Source organism: Oceanisphaera marina (assembly GCF_014643915.1).
Taxonomy (GTDB): Bacteria; Pseudomonadota; Gammaproteobacteria; order Enterobacterales; family Aeromonadaceae; genus Oceanimonas; species Oceanimonas marina.
The window spans coordinates 1-16,641 of sequence record NZ_BMKE01000023.1; the positions used below are offsets into that span (position 1 = coordinate 1).

A 16,641-nucleotide genomic window follows, 5' to 3' on the forward strand; every position below is an offset into this window, starting at 1 on the left:
GCGCAGCTTTATTTCCTGGAGAAAAGATCAGCTACTGACTGAAGTTTCAATGTTGCTAAAGGGAGTAGGAAGTGAATTCCACATACGTTATACGTGATTGCTTACATGGCAATACTCACCTTTTTGTTCATTAAATATAGGGCATGGGTTTGTTAAAACGCTCAACCTTAACCATGCTTGGAGCAACTGAGTAGCCGATACTCATTGGGCAACGATTAAGATTTTTACAGGAGTAACAAGGATGGTTGAATCTAATGCTGTCATTACCGGCACCTTTCTCGTGTATCTGATTGGCATGATGGCCATTGGTTACTACGCCTACAAACGCACCGCCAACTCGGCCGACTACTTTTTGGGGGGCCGCTCGCTGGGGCCCTGGCCCGCAGCCATCTCTGCCGGAGCATCAGACATGAGTGGCTGGTTGCTGCTGGGACTGCCCGGTTTTGCCTATGCCGCCGGTCTTCAGTCACTCTGGCTGGCCGGCGGCCTGCTGCTGGGTACCTGGGCCAACTGGTTGTTCTGTGCCAAGCGGCTGCGCACCTATACCCTGGAAGTCAATGACGCCATCACTATTCCCGAGTACCTGTCGCGCCGTTTCGAAGACAACTCCAAGCTGCTGCAGATTATTTCCGCGCTGGTCATCTTGTTGTTCTTCTTATTCTACACCAGCTCCGGCCTGGTCGCCGGGGGCAAGCTGTTTGAAACCGTATTCGGTCTGGATTATCAGATTGCCGTGATACTTGGCACTTTGTGCATAGTGTCTTACACCATGTTTGGCGGATTTCTGGCGGTATCCTGGACCGACCTGGTACAGGGCTTGATGATGGCCGCCGCGCTGTTGATAGTGCCCATTGCGGCGATGCAAGGCGGTTTTGGCCAGCTGGAAAGCGACCTGAATAACCTGAACCCCGAGCTGCTGAGCCTGTGGCACGACATGGATGGCGAGCCGCTGTCTGTGATTGCCATTGTCTCGCTGGCCGCCTGGGGGCTGGGCTATTTTGGGCAACCTCATATACTCGCGCGCTTCAACGCGACCCGTAGTAACAAAGACATTACCACAGCCCGTCGTATCGCCGTCACCTGGAGCTTTCTGTCAATGGCTGGCGCCGTGATGGTTGGGTTGGTCGGGCTGCTCTATGTGCAGAACAACCTGGGGGGTGAGCTGGCCGATGCGGAAACCATCTTCATGGTGCTGGTCAACGCCGTGTTTCATCCCGTGATTGCAGGGATTCTGCTGGCCGCTATTCTGGCCGCCATCATGAGTACGGCCGATTCCCAGTTGCTGGTGTCATCTTCTGCGCTGGCCGAAGATTTCTACAAGCAGATGTTTCCCAACACCAGCGCCAGAAGCCTGGTCAACATAGGCCGTTTTGCGGTGGTAGCGCTGTCGTTGGTGGCGTTGATGCTGGCGATGAATCCGGACAGTACCGTGCTGGGGCTGGTGTCTTATGCCTGGGCCGGCTTTGGTGCCGCCTTTGGCCCCACTCTGTTGCTCAGCCTGTACTGGCGCAACATGAACCGCAACGGCGCCCTGGCCGGGGTACTGGTCGGCGGTATTACCGTGGTGGTCTGGAAACAACTGACCGGTGGCATCTTCGATCTTTATGAAATAGTACCCGGTTTTCTTTTCGCCACCCTCGCCATTGTTGTGCTGAGCAAGCTGACCGGCGGTGCCAAGCCCTCGGTCACCCAAACCTTCGATCACTATCGCAACAGTCTGGATACTCTGAAGTAATCGCAAAGCAGCCCGGTGCTTCCGGGCTGCTTGCTTCTCATCAACCACACTTTCGCCTGTTCATTCTACAAGAGCCGATGCCATGCCTCAGTCTTCTCTTTACCTTGGCAGTAATCATCAAGGCCAACCAATCACGCTTGCGCTATCCATGGCTAATCGGCACGGGCTGATTGCCGGCGCCACCGGCACCGGAAAAACCGTGACACTGCAGCGGATGGCCGAATGTTTTTCTCGTGCCGGAACGCCGGTTTTCATGGCCGATATCAAGGGCGATCTGTCGGGGCTCGCCGCAGCGGCAGCACCCGGTGGCAAAATCTCCCGGCGGTTGGAGCAACTCGCGCTAACAGACTATCGACCACAGCCAGTGCCCACCCTGTTTTGGGATCTGTTTGGCGAGCGGGGCCATCCGGTGCGCACCACCATCTCGGAACTGGGCCCCTTGCTGTTGGCCAACATACTGGATCTCAACGACACGCAAACCGGCATTCTCTACGCCTGTTTTCGTATTGCCGATGATGAAGGCCTGTTACTGCTCGATCTCAAGGATCTGCGCGCCCTGCTGAGCTGGGTGGCCGATAATGCCAAGACCCTGAGCAAGCAATACGGCAGCTTGCCCAGCAACAGCCTGGGAGCCATTCAGCGGCGACTGATGGTGCTGGAGCAGCAAGGCACAGCGCACTTTTTGGGTGAACCGGCGCTCAATTTACGCGATATGATGCAAAAAGACTTTTCCGGCCAGGGCGTGGTCAGCATTCTCGACGCCACCCGACTGATGCAGACGCCCAGATTGTATTCCACTTTTCTGCTGTGGCTACTGAGTGAGCTGTTCGAGACCTTACCGGAAGTTGGCGATCCAGCCCAACCGGTATTGGTGTTCTTTTTTGATGAAGCACATCTGCTGTTCGACTCTGCTCCCAGGGCCTTGCTGGAAAAAATAGAACAACTGGTACGGCTGATCCGCTCCAAGGGAGTAGGTATTTATTTTATCAGTCAGAATCCGCTGGATATTCCCGACAACGTACTGGGGCAACTCGGTAACCGGGTACAACACGCACTGCGTGCCTTTACTCCCCGTGATGAACAGGCCGTCAGGGCCGCGGCACGTACCTTTCGCGCCAACCCGAGCATTGATACCCAAGACGCCATCACTCAACTGGGCGTGGGCGAAGCCCTGGTATCGGTACTGGATGAGCAGGGCAGCCCCACTCAGGTGGAAATCACTCTGATCTGCCCTCCCGAGTCCCGTATAGGCCCACTAAGCACAGAGGAAAAAGCCGCCCGCCTGCACGCCTCGCCTCTGGCGGGGCGCTATGATGCCTTGCTGGACAGAGATTCGGCCTTCGAGATGCTGGCTCGTCGAGTGGCCGAGCCGGCTCCGGCGCCAGCCGCCACTGCTGCCCCCAAAACCAGCCGTCAACGAGACTCGCTGCTGGAAAGCGTGGCCAAAAGTACGCTGCGCAGCATCGGCAGTCAGCTGGGCAGACGACTCGCTCGCGGCCTACTCGGCTCACTGCTGGGTGGACGTTGAGTGTCTTGGGTTGAACTCGTGCGTCAGAACCTGCTGCGCAGGTTTTCGCGGCTAAAGCACGCGTCTACAGTGGTGCTGTATGTTGGTCGCGGTGCTACAGATATAAAAAAAAGCCGCGGTGGCGGCTTTTTTTGAACTTGGTGCTGGGCGCTTGGTGCTGCCTGTTCCTTACATCTGCGATTGCAGGTAGTTAGGTAGACCAATACGGTTGATAAGACCCAGCTGTTGCTCCAGCCAGTAGGTGTGATCGTTTTCGGTGTCGGCCAGCAACACTTGCAGGATCTCACGGGTTTGGTAATCGCGCACCTGCTCGCACAGAGCCATCACGTTACGCAGATCGTCAATCACCTTGTATTCCAGATCCAGGTCGCTTTTGAGCATGGATGGTACGTCTTTGCCGATGTTCAGCGGTACCCGGGTGACCATGTCGGGGGTGCCCCCCAGGAACAGAATGCGTTCAATCAGCTGGGAAGCATGACCCTTTTCATCTTCAAATTCGTGATCGATGCGCTCGAACAGCTTCTTGAATCCCCAATCGTCGTACATGCGAGAGTGGATAAAGTATTGATCCATGGCGCTCAGTTCACCGGCCAGCAGCTCGTTTAACGCCGCTATTACCTTTGCATTGCCTTTCATGTTTGGCTCCCCTTACATTTGCGACTGTTGATAATTCTCGAGACCGATGCTGGTGATCAGGTCTAATTGGGTATCAATCCAGTCGAGATGGGCTTCTTCATATTCTTCAATATCACTTAACAGCTCGCGAGAAACATATTCCTGCACCGATTCGCAGTAAGCGATAGCATCTTTTAATACCTGCAACTGCTCTTCTACCTGCAGCTTGTCACATTGCAGCATTTCTTCGGTGTTTTCACCGATGCGCAGGCGATTAAGGTGCTGCAGATTGGGCAGTCCTTCCAGAAACAGGACGCGTTCGATGATCTTGTCGGCCTGTTTCATGTCTTTTATGGATTTTTTGTATTCGCGCTCGTCCAACTGATTCAGCCCCCAGTTTTTAAACATGCGGGCGTGCAAAAAATACTGATTGATGGAGGTGAGCTCTATGCTCAGCACCTGATTCAGGTACTCAATGACTTTTTTATCGCCTTTCATAACGTCCTCCTCTGAATAATGGCCATAAGCATAGCCGCAAATCACTTTTTTTACAAACCGAAATCAAACATAAGTTATTGATTTTACTTGGTTAACGTAGTCGCAATGAGAATGAATTGAATTAGTAAGTGCAGCTATCTGCCATAAGCTTTCGGCGTTCAACTAAACAGAAACAAAACCGTGGCGCTGTGCACCACATAGTTGCTACAGCAACGCCGAGGCCAACATACAGCTCGAATGTAGTAGCTGCTTTAGCTGCTAAATCCGGCAACGCCGGATCTGATGCACAGGTACCCCCCGGCCACCAAATATTGTGCGCAGGTTCAGGTAATACGGTGAAATATGAAACATTGGAGCACAAATGCCGCTTTGCGGCATTGCGCAGCGGTCGCAGCGCCTACAGCAGGCCTCTACAGAAAAGCCGCGGAATCCGCGGCTTTGTTTCTATCATTTAATCCAGATGGGATTGGAGTAGGCTCGGTTGCCTTGCTTGTCTTCCACTACCCACTGCATCCAGGTGCGCTTGGGGGGAACGGGTACGCCGGTTCTGAACCACTTGGCGCCGTTGATTTTCCAACCTGCGACTTGTTTGCCGTCCAACCAGACTTCGGCTTTGGCCAAACCAATATCGGAGCGAAACTCTACTTCGGTTTTGTTATAGGGCGTGGCTTCACCACCAAAGTTGGTGGTAATGGGATAGACCTCGGGGCCAAAACTGACAAAGCTGTGACCAAGGGCAGCGGCACGCGCGAAGTCGGCGGTAATACGCCCCTTGGGGGTATAGGCGTATATTTTACCACTGTTTTGCCTGGCATCTTTCAACATGGGACCGGCGTTCAAGTAAACCCGCTCACCTCTGCTCCAGCGCTGACGCATCACCGACAGGTAATTTTCAAAGTTGCCGCTGACAGGTTTAAGATCAAACAACCCCAGTTCGGCCTGTGGGCTGGCGGTGGTATACAGCTGGGTGTCGGAATGCAGGCGCCCCAGTGACCCGGCGCTCAGCCAGGCGGTAAACTCGTTGTCTTTACCCGAATAGGAGCGGCGCAGATCGTCGGTTTCATATAACGTGCTGAGGTTGTTCTGCAACTGGCCCGAGGTCCAATGGCTGTGCACCATGCGGGTCATGTCATTATAGCTGGGCACGTCCTGATTAATGGGCTGGTTACGCTCCAGTCGATAACCGGCAAACAGGGTGTCTGTTACCGGATCCAACACCTTGGTCGTGAGCTTGATACCCGGATAATCTTTATTGACCTGATAACGGCTTAACAGACGGTGTCCGTTCCAGCTGCGGGTAAGCTCAATCACCAGTTCGTCGGCGGTTTGCGTAACAATCTCGATTTTCTCCAGAGTGACTTTTCCTTCACCAGGGACAAAATCCACCGACTTGATCAAATCTTTGCCAAATACGCCGTCTTCCATCATTGCCAGATCCACCAGCTCGCCTTGCGACAGGGCAAAGGCGAAATACGGTGTGGTGACGGTAATATCATCCGCCCCCTTGGCATTGCCGCCCGTGATATGGGTGGGACCATGCGCCACTTCAATTTTGGCGGGAATTTGTGCGGTGTTGGACGAACAAGCAGACAACACCACTGCGGCCAGCAAGCTAAGGCCCGTTTTATAAAAGCGCATGTTAAAAACCCTGATTAAAAAGACGACGTTGATACCAGAATTCTGACAGGTATTAACCAGAACTCAAGCTTAGCCGAAAACGGCAATGTTGAATTTTTAATGCTTAATGTTGGATGAAGGGCCGAAGGACCAAAGCAACGCCGCGCGGCCAACATACCGCACGAATGTAGAAGCTGCTTTAGCTGCTAAATCCGGCAACACCGGCTCTGACGACAAAAAAAGCATTACAAATTCCACACTGTGCTTTGCACGACGAATTGAGTCGTTAATGCTCAATTTTCAGTCAAATAAATGGCTATGACGCAACAATGTCTCTCGATTGCTATCCTATTAGCATCCGCTGTTAGCGCCGTTTACTGACAAGTATGCAAGGAGAAACAACTCATGCGTCACTGGTTTCAGTTTCCACTTCGCGAAGGCAAGACCTCTCGCCAGGCTCATTGCGATTTGCCCGAAGGCACAGTTGAACGAGAGATTGGCAAAGAAGGTTTTTTTGGCCCGGCTACCCATATGTATCACCGCCATGCTCCTACCGGCTGGAGCGACTGGGAAGGGCCGCTACGACCACGAGCATTCGATACCAACTTACTCAAGCCGCCAGGGAATAGCCCCTGGGATGCCAGCCCCCTGCTGCACAATGCCGATGTGAAAGTACGCATCTGGAAAGCGCAACAATCCATGGATCATCTGGTACGCAATGGCGATGGGGATGAATGCCTGTTTATTCACCAGGGCAGTGGTCACCTGTATTGCGATTATGGGCACATGAGTTTTCGCGATGGCGACTATATTATTCTGCCTCGCTCAACCAGCTGGCGGCTGGAGCTGGATGAGCCCGTGACCATATTGATGATTGAAGCCACCGATGGATCTTACATGAATGCAGAGCGTGGCTTGGTGGGCCCGCATGCGGTATTTGATCCGGCCATTATTGAATATCCGCACATCGATGACGCGTTCAAGAGTCAGCAGCAGCCTGGCAGCTGGCGGGTGATGCTCAAGGCACGCGAGCAAATGAACTGCATTACTTTCCCGTTTAATCCACTGGATGCTCAAGGCTGGACCGGTAACCTGACGGTCTTAAAGCTGAACTGGCGTGATATTCGGCCACTGATGAGTCATCGTTACCACTTGCCCCCTTCTGCCCATACCACCTTTGTGGCTAATGGCTTTGTGATCTGCAGCTTCGTGCCGCGGCCAATAGAGTCGGATCCCGGCGCACTCAAGGTGCCCTTCTATCACAATAACAACGACTTCGATGAAGTGATTTTTTATCACAAAGGCAACTTTTTCAGCCGCGATAACATAGAAGCCGGCATGATTACCCTGCACCCTTGTGGCTTTACCCATGGCCCTCACCCCAAGGCCTTTGCCGCCGGAGCCAGCAATAAACGACGTGAAACCGATGAAGTGGCAGTGATGATAGATAGCCGCCGCCCACTGGAAATAGCCGAGCTGCCGGAGGGGGTAGAAAACACCGATTATGTCCATTCCTGGCAGGTAAAAGACTAACGTAATGGCAACGAGTGTCAGTTTAGGGAGAATAAAATGAAATTAGCGTCTTTAAAGCAGGGTCGCGATGGACAGCTGCTGGTGGTGTCCCGGGATTTAAGCCGCGCGGTCAAGGCCTGGGATGTTGCCCCTACTCTGCAGGCGGCACTGGATAACTGGGCCGAAACCGAACCGGCATTACAAAGGTTATACCGGCAGCTTAACGACGGACATTGCGCCAACAGCCTTGCCTTTAATGCCGAAGACTGCGCCTCTCCGTTACCCCGAGCCTATCAATGGGCCGACGGCAGTGCCTATGTGAATCACGTCGAACTGGTCCGCAAGGCCAGAGGCGCTGACATGCCCGCCAGCTTTTGGACCGAACCTTTAATGTATCAGGGCATGTCAGACGGCTTTATTGGCCCCCGCGACGATATCCTTCTGGCGGATGAAAGCTGGGGCATCGACTTTGAAGGTGAGATTGCCATTATCACCGACGATGTGCCCATGGGCACCACGGCCGCTCAGGCCGAACCCCACATCAAACTGCTGATGCTGGTAAACGATGTCTCGCTGCGCAATTTGATTCCGGGCGAGCTGGGCAAGGGCTTCGGTTTTTTTCAGTCCAAGCCGGCGTCTGCTTTTTCGCCAGTGGCCATTACTCCCGACGAGCTGGGTGACGCCTGGCAAGACTGCAAGGTGCATCACCGCCTGCGGGTGCATTTGAATGATGCATTGTTTGGTGAGCCCGATGCCGGTACCGATATGACCTTTAACTTTGCCGAATTGCTGGCACATGTCAGCTTCAACCGCGCCCTGTGTGCGGGATCCATTATCGGCTCGGGAACCGTGTCCAACCTTGATCGCAGCACCGGCTCCTGCTGCCTGGCCGAGCGACGCATGCTGGAGATGCTTGCCGATGGCCAGGCCAGCACCCCTTTCATGAAGTTTGGCGATCGGGTGCGCATCGAGATGCTCAACACCGAGGGCGAGTCACTTTTTGGTGCCATCGATCAACGAGTGATGCGCTATACAGCAAAAAAGGAGGCATGATGAAACTGTATGATTATGCCCGCTCGAGTGCCGCGTATCGGGTGCGTATTGCCCTTAATTTGAAACAGCTGGCCTATAGGGTGATTCCCATCTCCTTGCTGGATGGCATGCAACAAAGCGCAGAATATCGGGCCCTGAATTCGACCGGCCTGGTGCCCAGCCTGGATATTGACGAACAAGGGAACGGCGAAGGTATTATTGGTCAGTCGCTGGCCATTATCGAGTATCTGGACGAACGCTATCCCGAACCGCCCCTGCTGCCTGATACTCCTTTCGCTCGTGCTCGCACTCGGGCATTGGCGCTGCAAATAGCCTGCGATATTCACCCACTCAATAACCTGAGAGTACTCAAGTATTTAACCGGCGAGCTGGGGGTGAGTGAAGAGCAAAAAACGATCTGGTATCATCACTGGCTAACACAGGGGCTGACCCCGTTGGAGCAACAGCTAAGCACTGGCGACACCCCGTTTTGCTGTGGCAACACACCGGGCCTGGCAGATATTTGTTTGATCCCGCAACTGTACAACGCCCACAGATTCACGCTGGATATGACGCCCTACCCCAGACTGATTGCCATCGAGAAAACCTGTAACCAACTTGACGCCTTTCGAATAGCCATGCCTTAATATTCAGCAGCGCCTGCAGCTACTGCCAAAACCATCTATGCAGGCACGGGGTTGGCTGTGCAATCGCCTTGCGGCAACACAAAAACGATCGACGCGTCATCACGGTCGATTAGATAAAAAATATGGCGATTGAATGGGCAGCGTTAGTTTTTGAGGAAGCGACCTTGAGCGAGTTCGCGTTCGCGTTGGCATTCGGCTAGATAAATGGCAGCAACAATGGCGGTGTCAGTGTGGTAGTCATCAATTACCTTGGAAACCATCAGCTCCAGTGTTTTGTCATTTTTGGCCATGCGAAATTTACGCAACCAATACAACTTGTCGGTTAATTCACCTTCAAGAGGTTGTTTGTCGATCATCAAAAGATAGAAATCCAAATAGGTAATTTAAAAAAGGAGCCGCTCGGCCCCTTAAGTATTAACGACTTCTTGGCACAAAGCCAATGACATCATATACATTTTTAAGTGTCTGCGCAGCTTTCTCCCGGGCCTTGTCGGCGCCCAGCGTCAGAATTCTTCCCAGCTCGGCTTCATCGGCTCGCAACTCGTGAAAACGGGCCTGGATAGGCTCGAGCATGGTGAGCACCGCATCCGCCGTTTCGGTTTTAAGATGTCCGTACATTTTGCCTTCAAAATGCTGCTCCAGCTCTTTGATGCTGCGGCCACTGGCACCAGACATCAGGGTAAGCAGATTGGATACACCCGGTTTGTTTTCAACATCAAAGCGCACGACCGGTGGATCTTCAGAATCGGTCATGGCACGCTTGAGCTTCTTGCCAATCACTTTAGGATCTTCCAGCAGGCCGATAAAGTTATTCACGTTATCGTCCGACTTGGACATTTTCTTGGTCGGCTCTTGCAGACTCATGATGCGCGCGCCGTCGGCCGGTATAAAGGGCTCGGGCACGGTAAACACCTCGCCGTACAGCTGGTTAAAGCGATACGCCACGTCTCGAGATAATTCCAGATGCTGTTTTTGATCGTTGCCCACAGGTACCTGGCTGGTTTGATACAGCAAAATATCGGCGGCCATCAATGCCGGGTAGGTAAAGAGACCGGCGTTGATGTTTTCGGCATAGCGGCTGGACTTGTCTTTGAACTGGGTCATGCGTGACAGTTCGCCAAACTGGGTATAACAGTTCAAAATCCAGGCCAGTTCGGCATGCTCTGGCACGTGAGACTGAATGAAAATAGTGCTGTCGGCCGGATTCAGGCCAATGGCCATATACAAGGCCGCGGCGTCTAGGCAGGCGGCACGCAACGCCTTGGGATCCTGGCGCACGGTAATGGCGTGCATGTCGACGATACAATACAGGCAGTCGTAATCCTGCTGCATTTTAACCCATTGGCGCAGCGCGCCCATGTAGTTGCCGATAGTCAGCTGCCCGGAAGGCTGGGCGCCGCTGAATACAATTGGTTTGGCCGATGCGTTGGCCTGTTGTTCAACCATTAAGGTGTTCCTTGTGTTCATTTGGTAGCAGTAGCTCAAGCAGGCTGCTTATATCACTCATTACCCAGTCTGGCTGGCTGTCGGCAATATCTTTACCATAGTTATAGCCATAGGTCAGGCCGACTGCGGCCATGCCGGCAGCCTTGGCGGATAGCACGTCATTTTCGGAATCGCCCACCATAATGCTGTGCTCGGGGCTAATATTGAGCGTTTCGCACACATGCAATAATGGAGCCGGGTGAGGTTTTTTCTCTGCCAGACTATCGCCACCCAATACCTGGGAAAAATACTCCTCCAGACCGGTTGCCGCCAAAATAGCCGGTACAAAACGAGACGGCTTGTTGGTCACCAGGGCCAGCGTCTTGCCTGCCTGGTGCAACCGGCGAAGCGTGTCCGAGACTCCCGGGTAGAGCAGAATTTCATGACTGGCGACGTCTTCGTAGGCGGCGTCGAACAGCAGGCGCGCGGCCTCTTGCTCGGCCGCAACGGGAGCTTGCCCCAGGGCATGGGTCAAGGCTCTTTGCACCAGCATGTCGGCACCGTTACCCACCCAGTGGCGCACCGATTGTTCTTCTACCGATGAATGGCCCGACTCAATCAGCATCTGGTTAACGGCCTGCCATAGTTGGGGCATACTGTCGATAAGGGTGCCGTCCAGATCAAACTGAACCAGTTCAATCTGACTCAGGTCGCCGTTATACATTGGCGTTGGCCAACTCGCTGCGCATTTGGTCGATCACCGCTTTGTAATCGGGCTGATTGAAGATGGCGGAGCCTGCCACAAACATATCGGCACCGGCTTCGGCAATGGCGCGAATATTGTCGACCTTGACGCCTCCATCAATTTCCAGACGGATATGACGGCCGCTGTTGTCTATACGGCGGCGGGCTTCACGCAACTTGTCGAGCGTACCATCAATGAAAGACTGACCACCAAAGCCCGGATTCACCGACATCAACAAGATGACATCAACCTTGTCCATCACATAATCGAGATAGCTCAGCGGCGTGGCGGGGTTGAATACCAGACCGGCCTGACAGCCTTGCTCTTTGATCAGGCTAAGGGTGCGATCCACATGGTCGGAGGCTTCCGGATGAAAGGTGATAATGGAAGCACCGGCGTCGGCAAACTGCGGTACCAGGCTGTCTACCGGTTTCACCATCAGGTGAACATCTATGGGCGCCTGAATGCCGTAGTCGCGCAGGGCCTTGCATACCATGGGGCCTATGGTCAGGTTGGGGACATAATGGTTATCCATTACGTCAAAGTGCACTACGTCGGCTCCCGCCTGTAGCACTCTGTCTACTTCTTCGCCCAGTCGGGCAAAGTCGGCAGACAAAATAGAGGGGGCAATCAGGTAGTCGGTCATGGGGGTTCCCTTAAGCGCAAAAAACCGTTCAATTCTACCTCAGCCCACGACGATTCTCTATAACGCAGTCACTTGGCATTGATAGTATTCATTGACTTAGCGCTTAACGCTGATCGCTTTGTTTCCCATTGTGCTTTACTTGGTTGAATTGAACTGGGCAATCTGGGGGCAATATGAACTGGAAACACAGGCTACAGGCGGTGGCGGCGGCCTTGTTCGGTGTACAGTCGCAAAAGAACCGGCAGTTACAGTTCAGCGGCAGCCCCTGGCCCTACTTGCTGATCGGCGTGGTGGCCATCGTATTGTTTGTGCTTATTTTACTGCAAGTGGTGCGACTGGCGCTGATGTAACCGGGCAAGGTTCATGAAGGCTGGCTTCGGTAAAGAGGGCCAGCAGCTCATCGACTTTCTTGCGATTGTGGGCATTGCGGCTAATGGTGCGCTTCACGGATACCACTTCCAGATCAGCACCGCGATACAGTTCGCGGGTGAGCGGAATATCATGATTGCTGACCAGCACCGGCACACCAGTGGCGGCGGTTTCGCGGGCCAGACGGGCGAGAATGGCCTGGTCGTCCAGGGTAAACCCGTTGGCGGCATAGGTGGTAAAGCTGGCGGTGGTCGACAGGGGCGCATAAGGCGGATCGCAGTAGAAAACCTGATCGGGCCTGGCCTGGGCAAAAACCTGATCGTAACCCTGACAGACAAAGGTGGCTTTTTGCGCTTTTTCGGCAAAAAACCACAGCTCGCGCTCAGGAAAATACGGTTTTTTATAGGCACCAAAGGGAACGTTGAAACCACCACTTTTGTTATAACGACACAGACCGTTATAGCCATGCCGGTTCAGATACAAAAACAGCAGGGCGCGCCGAAAGCGATCTCGCTCCTGATTAAACGCCACTCTGTGGTCGTAGTAGGCGGCTTTATCGTTATTGGCTGGAGTAAAAAAGCCAGCGGCCTCACGAATAAAGCGATCAGGCTTGGTTTTAAGTATCTGATAAAGATGGATCAGATCGGCATTAATGTCGGCAAGCAGGTAAGACTCGAAATTGGAATTCAAGAATACCGATCCCGCGCCCATAAAAGGTTCGACCAACTCACGACCTTCGGGCAAACGCTGATTAATACTCTCTACCAGGCCGTATTTACCACCGGCCCATTTTAAAAATGCTCGAGTTTTAGTCATTGTGGTCATTAAAGCCGAACCGATAAAGGGCGCGCATTGTAACCGTAAGCCGGTGTCATGGCTATGGTTTGGCTTCTTTTTGCACCTGAGAAAACGGCTTGGGCCAAGGCTTGGCGGCTTGCAAGTCCGACGCCAGCCCACTGATGGCACTGCGTGCCTGGCCTGCCGACAAGTAATCACCCTGCACCAGTACAAACCAGGGCTGCCCATTAATACTGCGCGGGTAAACCCAGGCTGGACTCAAATTATGCTCGGCGATCAGCGACTCCAGTACCGCCTTGTTGCGGCCGGCCATCAGCTGCAAGGTGTAACGCTGTGATGACTTTTGCATCAGACTGTCTAGCGTTCCCCCGCTCGCCTTGGCCGTGGTTGCCGGCTGAGCAGCAGCCGGTTTGGACGGCTCTACTTTGGCGGCAGGTGCTTGCGGCTGTGCTTGCTGGGATTGCAACTCGCGTTGCATCAGCTGAGTGACAACGTCATCTTCTATCACCACCCGCTCTTTATCACTGTCATCCGGCGTCTGGGTGTCGCTTGCGGTAATGACTGGCGTGTCGGGCAAGGTTTCCGACGGCCATGCCTGCACTACAGTATCAGTATCGCCCACGTCAGCCAAAACATCAGAGTTTACCCCTGACGTTGTTGCCTCCTGGGGTACCGGTGGCGGTAGCATGGTCAGCTCCTGATTAAGCGGCTGGGTCAACTCGGCATCTGATTCGTCGGGACCACCGACCAGACTGACGATGACAATGAGTAACAGCAACAGGATTAGCACAGTGACCAGTATTTTTACTGACTTTTGTTCTAACAGCTGGCGATAACCTTGTGTATTCATCTGTGGCTCCATTGTGTCGATCACCTCACCAGGATATTGAATCTTCTGGCTGGCATCCAAAGAGGGCTGAAATTTAAGCGCTTGCCATAAGTCCTGCTTGTCTGCCTGGGTTAACGGCGGCACTTCCACTTCCAGCAGCGCGGCCAGCATAACATCATCCAGTTGCTGGCGGACCTCCTCTGCCCATTCAGCGCTACCCAACAGCAGCATAAAAGGACGAATGGCAGCAGGCAAGGCGCTATACAACTGCACCAGCTCCTGCAGCAAAATATCGGTTAACCAGGCGCTATTGTCCACCACCAGCAAGCGTTTATGTAAACTGCCAGGCAGCAATCGAGCCATGGACTCGGCGAGGGAATCTTCGGCATCAAAAATGGCATTGGGAAACCAGTGACTCAACAAGGCATCCCGAAAGTCGGTATGGCTGTCGAGCGCCTTGGCATCGAGCACGACAGGCAGCATCAGTGTCGATTGCTCAACCAGTTGGTTGGCCAAATGAGATTTGCCAGCACCTTGCGGGCCGGTAAGAAGAATAAAATCGGTATCAAGGCGGGAAAGGTGCAGCAGCCGCGCCAGCAGCTGCTGCTGAGAAGAAAAAGGCAGGTTTACCGCTTGGGTCACGGGGTGGATTCCGACACCACCTGAGCCAGCTGTTGTTCGGTCACATTACTGACGACCTGAGCGCGGCCAATCCCCATGGGCAAGACCAGACGCAACTGACCCGCCAATACTTTTTTATCGCGCATCATGTGCGGCAAGTATTGACTCAACGCCATGGAACCCGGACCCTGCACCGGCAAATGCGCCTTGACCAGCAAGCTTTCGACGCGAGAAACATCGGCATCCGACATCTCGCCACGCAACCTGGCCATGTAGCAGGCTTGCACTGTGCCCACGGCAACGGCTTCACCGTGCAACCAGTTGCCGTAACCCATTTCAGCTTCTATGGCATGGCCAAAGGTGTGACCCAGATTAAGCAAGGCGCGCACGCCGTGTTCTCGCTCATCACTGGCCACCATGTCGGCTTTAATTTCGCAGCAACGACGAATGGCATAGCTCAGGGCGTCGGTGTCCAACTGTTGCAAGCGCGACAGGTTCTGTTCCAGCCAGCTGAAAAAGTCCGCGTCCCAGATGATGCCGTATTTAATGACTTCAGCCAGGCCGGCAGCAAACTCACGTTCGGGCAGGGTTTGCAAACACAGGGTGTCTATCAGCACCAGTTGTGGCTGATAAAACGCCCCTATCATGTTTTTACCCAGGGGATGGTTCACCGCGGTTTTACCGCCCACCGATGAGTCAACCTGCGCCAGCAAGGTGGTCGGCACCTGAATAAAAGGTACGCCACGCTGATAACAGGCCGCTGCAAAGCCGGTAAGATCACCAATAACGCCGCCACCCAAGGCAATGAGGGTGGTGTCGCGGCCATGATTACCCGCCAGCAAAGTACCCATGACCTGATTAAAGGTATCCAGGTTTTTAAACTGCTCGCCATCGGGTAGCACCAAAGACTCAACCTGCAGCGGCGCCAGAGCAGCCAGCAGCGTATTGAGATACAAAGGAGCGACCACCTCGTTGGTGACCACCAGAACCTTGCTGCCTTTCACCGCGTCACGTAGCAGTTCACCCTGCATCAGCAGTTGTTCGGCAATAATAATGGGGTAGCTGCGCTCACCCAGACTCACGGTTAACCTTTCCATGGATCTCCTGTCCGTTACAGGCCGATCAACTCGGCTATTTGATTAGCCACCAGCTTGGCGCCTTGCTCGTCGGTACGTACTACATAGTCGGCAATTTCCTGGTACAGCGCGTTACGCTCGGCTGCCAACCGTTGCAGCACATCTTCGGGTGCCTCTTCGGTTTGCAGCAGCGGGCGACGCTTGTCTTTCTGTACCCGGGCCAGTTGCTTCTCTACTGGCGTTTCCAAATACACGACGATACCGCGAGCAGACAGGCGGTTGCGGCTTTCTTTGCTCTTGATGGAACCACCGCCGGTAGCCAACACTATGCCCTGCAATTCGCTCAGGTCGTTGATTACCTTTTCTTCGCGTTGGCGGAAGCCTTCTTCGCCTTCGACATCAAATACCCAGCTGATATCGGCACCGGTACGGCGCTCGATCTCATGATCGGAGTCATAAAACTCCATATGCAGTTGCTGCGCTAGGTATTTACCAATGGTGCTCTTGCCCGCACCCATAGGCCCTACAAGGAAGATATTGCGTTTCTCAGCCATGTTACACGAAATTCTCACAAACAAATGCGCCCCACGAACACCGCAGGGTCGACGATGAACCTAACCTTAACTTTCTGAAATTGGACACCGGATTATCGCAACTGAGCAGGTCGCTGGCAAGGACAACCCCCGCAAAGGGGTCAAAGAAGCCTTGAGCGAGACTTTATCCGCTAGTTTGCTTCGCGTCCGCCTTCCCGTTTTCGGTCTGTTTGATGTCGACTTGGCCACCGTGATGACGGCACCAAGGATATTGGAAATTAAAATACTGTGGTGCACAATACGGGGGGCGGCGCAGATAATCAACTCGCGCTTGCTATTGTTGTTCCGCCGCAGGCCAAATCCTCCCCCGTAACGGAAAAACCTGCCGACGTAAAAAACGGACCTTTCCCCGGTT

At 53.7% G+C, this 16,641-nt stretch carries 17 protein-coding genes; 6 read left to right on the forward strand and 11 right to left on the reverse strand.

Annotated elements, in window-relative coordinates; all coding sequences use genetic code 11:
• Positions 1 to 241 precede the first annotated feature (241 nt).
• Both putP and IEW52_RS12740 read left to right on the forward strand, forming a co-directional pair.
• The gene (gene putP / locus IEW52_RS12735) at positions 242 to 1,735 is read left to right on the forward strand and encodes a sodium/proline symporter PutP (RefSeq protein ID WP_188630462.1); all 1,494 of its coding nucleotides are present in this window, start codon (positions 242 to 244) and stop codon (positions 1,733 to 1,735) included.
• 82 nt (positions 1,736 to 1,817) lie between these two features.
• Complete coding sequence (locus IEW52_RS12740) at positions 1,818 to 3,263, forward strand: helicase HerA-like domain-containing protein (protein ID WP_188630463.1); 1,446 nt, start codon at positions 1,818 to 1,820, stop codon at positions 3,261 to 3,263.
• 168 nt (positions 3,264 to 3,431) lie between these two features.
• Here IEW52_RS12740 and bfr (IEW52_RS12745) read toward each other — a convergent pair whose 3' ends face one another.
• The 3 genes from bfr (IEW52_RS12745) to IEW52_RS12755 form a co-directional block, all read right to left on the reverse strand.
• Positions 3,432 to 3,899 (reverse strand): bacterioferritin, encoded by a 468-nt coding sequence (gene bfr, locus IEW52_RS12745; RefSeq protein WP_188630464.1) that lies wholly within the window; start codon positions 3,897 to 3,899, stop codon positions 3,432 to 3,434.
• Between the two features lie 12 nt (positions 3,900 to 3,911).
• Positions 3,912 to 4,376: a bacterioferritin gene (gene bfr, locus IEW52_RS12750; RefSeq protein ID WP_188630465.1), complete on the reverse strand. Its 465-nt coding sequence runs from the start codon at positions 4,374 to 4,376 to the stop codon at positions 3,912 to 3,914.
• A gap of 447 nt (positions 4,377 to 4,823) precedes the next feature.
• The gene (locus IEW52_RS12755) at positions 4,824 to 6,014 is read right to left on the reverse strand and encodes a CehA/McbA family metallohydrolase domain-containing protein (RefSeq protein ID WP_188630466.1); all 1,191 of its coding nucleotides are present in this window, start codon (positions 6,012 to 6,014) and stop codon (positions 4,824 to 4,826) included.
• A 384-nt stretch (positions 6,015 to 6,398) separates the two neighbouring features.
• Between IEW52_RS12755 and IEW52_RS12760 the strand changes: the two genes are divergently transcribed.
• Genes IEW52_RS12760 through maiA form a run of 3 tightly spaced genes read left to right on the forward strand, consistent with a single transcriptional unit; the run spans position 6,399 to position 9,184 of the window.
• The gene (locus IEW52_RS12760) at positions 6,399 to 7,526 is read left to right on the forward strand and encodes a homogentisate 1,2-dioxygenase (protein ID WP_188630467.1); all 1,128 of its coding nucleotides are present in this window, start codon (positions 6,399 to 6,401) and stop codon (positions 7,524 to 7,526) included.
• A 36-nt stretch (positions 7,527 to 7,562) separates the two neighbouring features.
• The gene (locus tag IEW52_RS12765) at positions 7,563 to 8,558 is read left to right on the forward strand and encodes a fumarylacetoacetate hydrolase family protein (RefSeq protein ID WP_188630468.1); all 996 of its coding nucleotides are present in this window, start codon (positions 7,563 to 7,565) and stop codon (positions 8,556 to 8,558) included.
• Positions 8,555 to 9,184, forward strand: a complete 630-nt coding sequence (maiA, locus tag IEW52_RS12770) for a maleylacetoacetate isomerase (RefSeq protein WP_229667946.1) — start codon at positions 8,555 to 8,557, stop codon at positions 9,182 to 9,184. Before IEW52_RS12765 ends, maiA begins: the two co-directional genes overlap by 4 nt.
• Before the next feature lie 143 nt (positions 9,185 to 9,327).
• On the opposite strand, the gene IEW52_RS12775 is transcribed toward maiA, so the two are convergent.
• The 4 genes from IEW52_RS12775 to rpe are packed head-to-tail and all read right to left on the reverse strand — an operon-like array spanning position 9,328 to position 12,000.
• Positions 9,328 to 9,540, reverse strand: coding sequence for a hypothetical protein (locus IEW52_RS12775; RefSeq protein WP_188630469.1), 213 nt, complete (start codon positions 9,538 to 9,540; stop codon positions 9,328 to 9,330).
• A gap of 58 nt (positions 9,541 to 9,598) precedes the next feature.
• Positions 9,599 to 10,630, reverse strand: coding sequence for a tryptophan--tRNA ligase (gene trpS / locus IEW52_RS12780; protein ID WP_188630470.1), 1,032 nt, complete (start codon positions 10,628 to 10,630; stop codon positions 9,599 to 9,601).
• Positions 10,623 to 11,333 (reverse strand): phosphoglycolate phosphatase, encoded by a 711-nt coding sequence (locus IEW52_RS12785; protein WP_188630471.1) that lies wholly within the window; start codon positions 11,331 to 11,333, stop codon positions 10,623 to 10,625. Before IEW52_RS12785 ends, trpS begins: the two co-directional genes overlap by 8 nt.
• Entirely contained in the window at positions 11,326 to 12,000 is a 675-nt protein-coding gene (rpe, locus tag IEW52_RS12790; RefSeq protein ID WP_188630472.1) for a ribulose-phosphate 3-epimerase, read from the reverse strand. The genes IEW52_RS12785 and rpe overlap by 8 nt, the downstream gene beginning before the upstream one ends.
• Before the next feature lie 173 nt (positions 12,001 to 12,173).
• Between rpe and IEW52_RS12795 the strand changes: the two genes are divergently transcribed.
• Positions 12,174 to 12,350 (forward strand): DUF2970 domain-containing protein, encoded by a 177-nt coding sequence (locus tag IEW52_RS12795; protein ID WP_188630473.1) that lies wholly within the window; start codon positions 12,174 to 12,176, stop codon positions 12,348 to 12,350.
• Here the strand turns inward: IEW52_RS12795 and IEW52_RS12800 are convergent.
• From IEW52_RS12800 to aroK, 4 genes are all read right to left on the reverse strand, one after another.
• Positions 12,313 to 13,185, reverse strand: coding sequence for a Dam family site-specific DNA-(adenine-N6)-methyltransferase (locus tag IEW52_RS12800; RefSeq protein WP_188630474.1), 873 nt, complete (start codon positions 13,183 to 13,185; stop codon positions 12,313 to 12,315). The two genes, IEW52_RS12795 and IEW52_RS12800, sit on opposite strands and share 38 nt — an antisense overlap.
• Before the next feature lie 61 nt (positions 13,186 to 13,246).
• The gene (locus tag IEW52_RS12805; protein ID WP_229667947.1) at positions 13,247 to 14,638 is read right to left on the reverse strand and encodes an AAA family ATPase; all 1,392 of its coding nucleotides are present in this window, start codon (positions 14,636 to 14,638) and stop codon (positions 13,247 to 13,249) included.
• Entirely contained in the window at positions 14,635 to 15,714 is a 1,080-nt protein-coding gene (gene aroB, locus IEW52_RS12810) for a 3-dehydroquinate synthase (protein ID WP_188630475.1), read from the reverse strand. Before aroB ends, IEW52_RS12805 begins: the two co-directional genes overlap by 4 nt.
• A 14-nt stretch (positions 15,715 to 15,728) precedes the next feature.
• Positions 15,729 to 16,247 (reverse strand): shikimate kinase AroK, encoded by a 519-nt coding sequence (aroK, locus tag IEW52_RS12815; RefSeq protein WP_188630476.1) that lies wholly within the window; start codon positions 16,245 to 16,247, stop codon positions 15,729 to 15,731.
• Positions 16,248 to 16,641: the final 394 nt, after the last annotated feature.

Bases quoted from the DNA above. Each gene is read 5' to 3' on its own strand.
- putP (WP_188630462.1), top strand. From the start codon at position 242: ATGGTTGAATCTAATGCTGTCATTACCGGCACCTTTCTCGTGTATCTG.
- IEW52_RS12740 (WP_188630463.1), top strand. From the start codon at position 1,818: ATGCCTCAGTCTTCTCTTTACCTTGGCAGTAATCATCAAGGCCAACCA.
- bfr (WP_188630464.1), bottom strand. From the start codon at position 3,899: ATGAAAGGCAATGCAAAGGTAATAGCGGCGTTAAACGAGCTGCTGGCC.
- bfr (WP_188630465.1), bottom strand. From the start codon at position 4,376: ATGAAAGGCGATAAAAAAGTCATTGAGTACCTGAATCAGGTGCTGAGC.
- IEW52_RS12755 (WP_188630466.1), bottom strand. From the start codon at position 6,014: ATGCGCTTTTATAAAACGGGCCTTAGCTTGCTGGCCGCAGTGGTGTTG.
- IEW52_RS12760 (WP_188630467.1), top strand. From the start codon at position 6,399: ATGCGTCACTGGTTTCAGTTTCCACTTCGCGAAGGCAAGACCTCTCGC.
- IEW52_RS12765 (WP_188630468.1), top strand. From the start codon at position 7,563: ATGAAATTAGCGTCTTTAAAGCAGGGTCGCGATGGACAGCTGCTGGTG.
- maiA (WP_229667946.1), top strand. From the start codon at position 8,555: ATGATGAAACTGTATGATTATGCCCGCTCGAGTGCCGCGTATCGGGTG.
- IEW52_RS12775 (WP_188630469.1), bottom strand. From the start codon at position 9,540: ATGATCGACAAACAACCTCTTGAAGGTGAATTAACCGACAAGTTGTAT.
- trpS (WP_188630470.1), bottom strand. From the start codon at position 10,630: ATGGTTGAACAACAGGCCAACGCATCGGCCAAACCAATTGTATTCAGC.
- IEW52_RS12785 (WP_188630471.1), bottom strand. From the start codon at position 11,333: ATGTATAACGGCGACCTGAGTCAGATTGAACTGGTTCAGTTTGATCTG.
- rpe (WP_188630472.1), bottom strand. From the start codon at position 12,000: ATGACCGACTACCTGATTGCCCCCTCTATTTTGTCTGCCGACTTTGCC.
- IEW52_RS12795 (WP_188630473.1), top strand. From the start codon at position 12,174: ATGAACTGGAAACACAGGCTACAGGCGGTGGCGGCGGCCTTGTTCGGT.
- IEW52_RS12800 (WP_188630474.1), bottom strand. From the start codon at position 13,185: ATGACTAAAACTCGAGCATTTTTAAAATGGGCCGGTGGTAAATACGGC.
- aroB (WP_188630475.1), bottom strand. From the start codon at position 15,714: ATGGAAAGGTTAACCGTGAGTCTGGGTGAGCGCAGCTACCCCATTATT.
- aroK (WP_188630476.1), bottom strand. From the start codon at position 16,247: ATGGCTGAGAAACGCAATATCTTCCTTGTAGGGCCTATGGGTGCGGGC.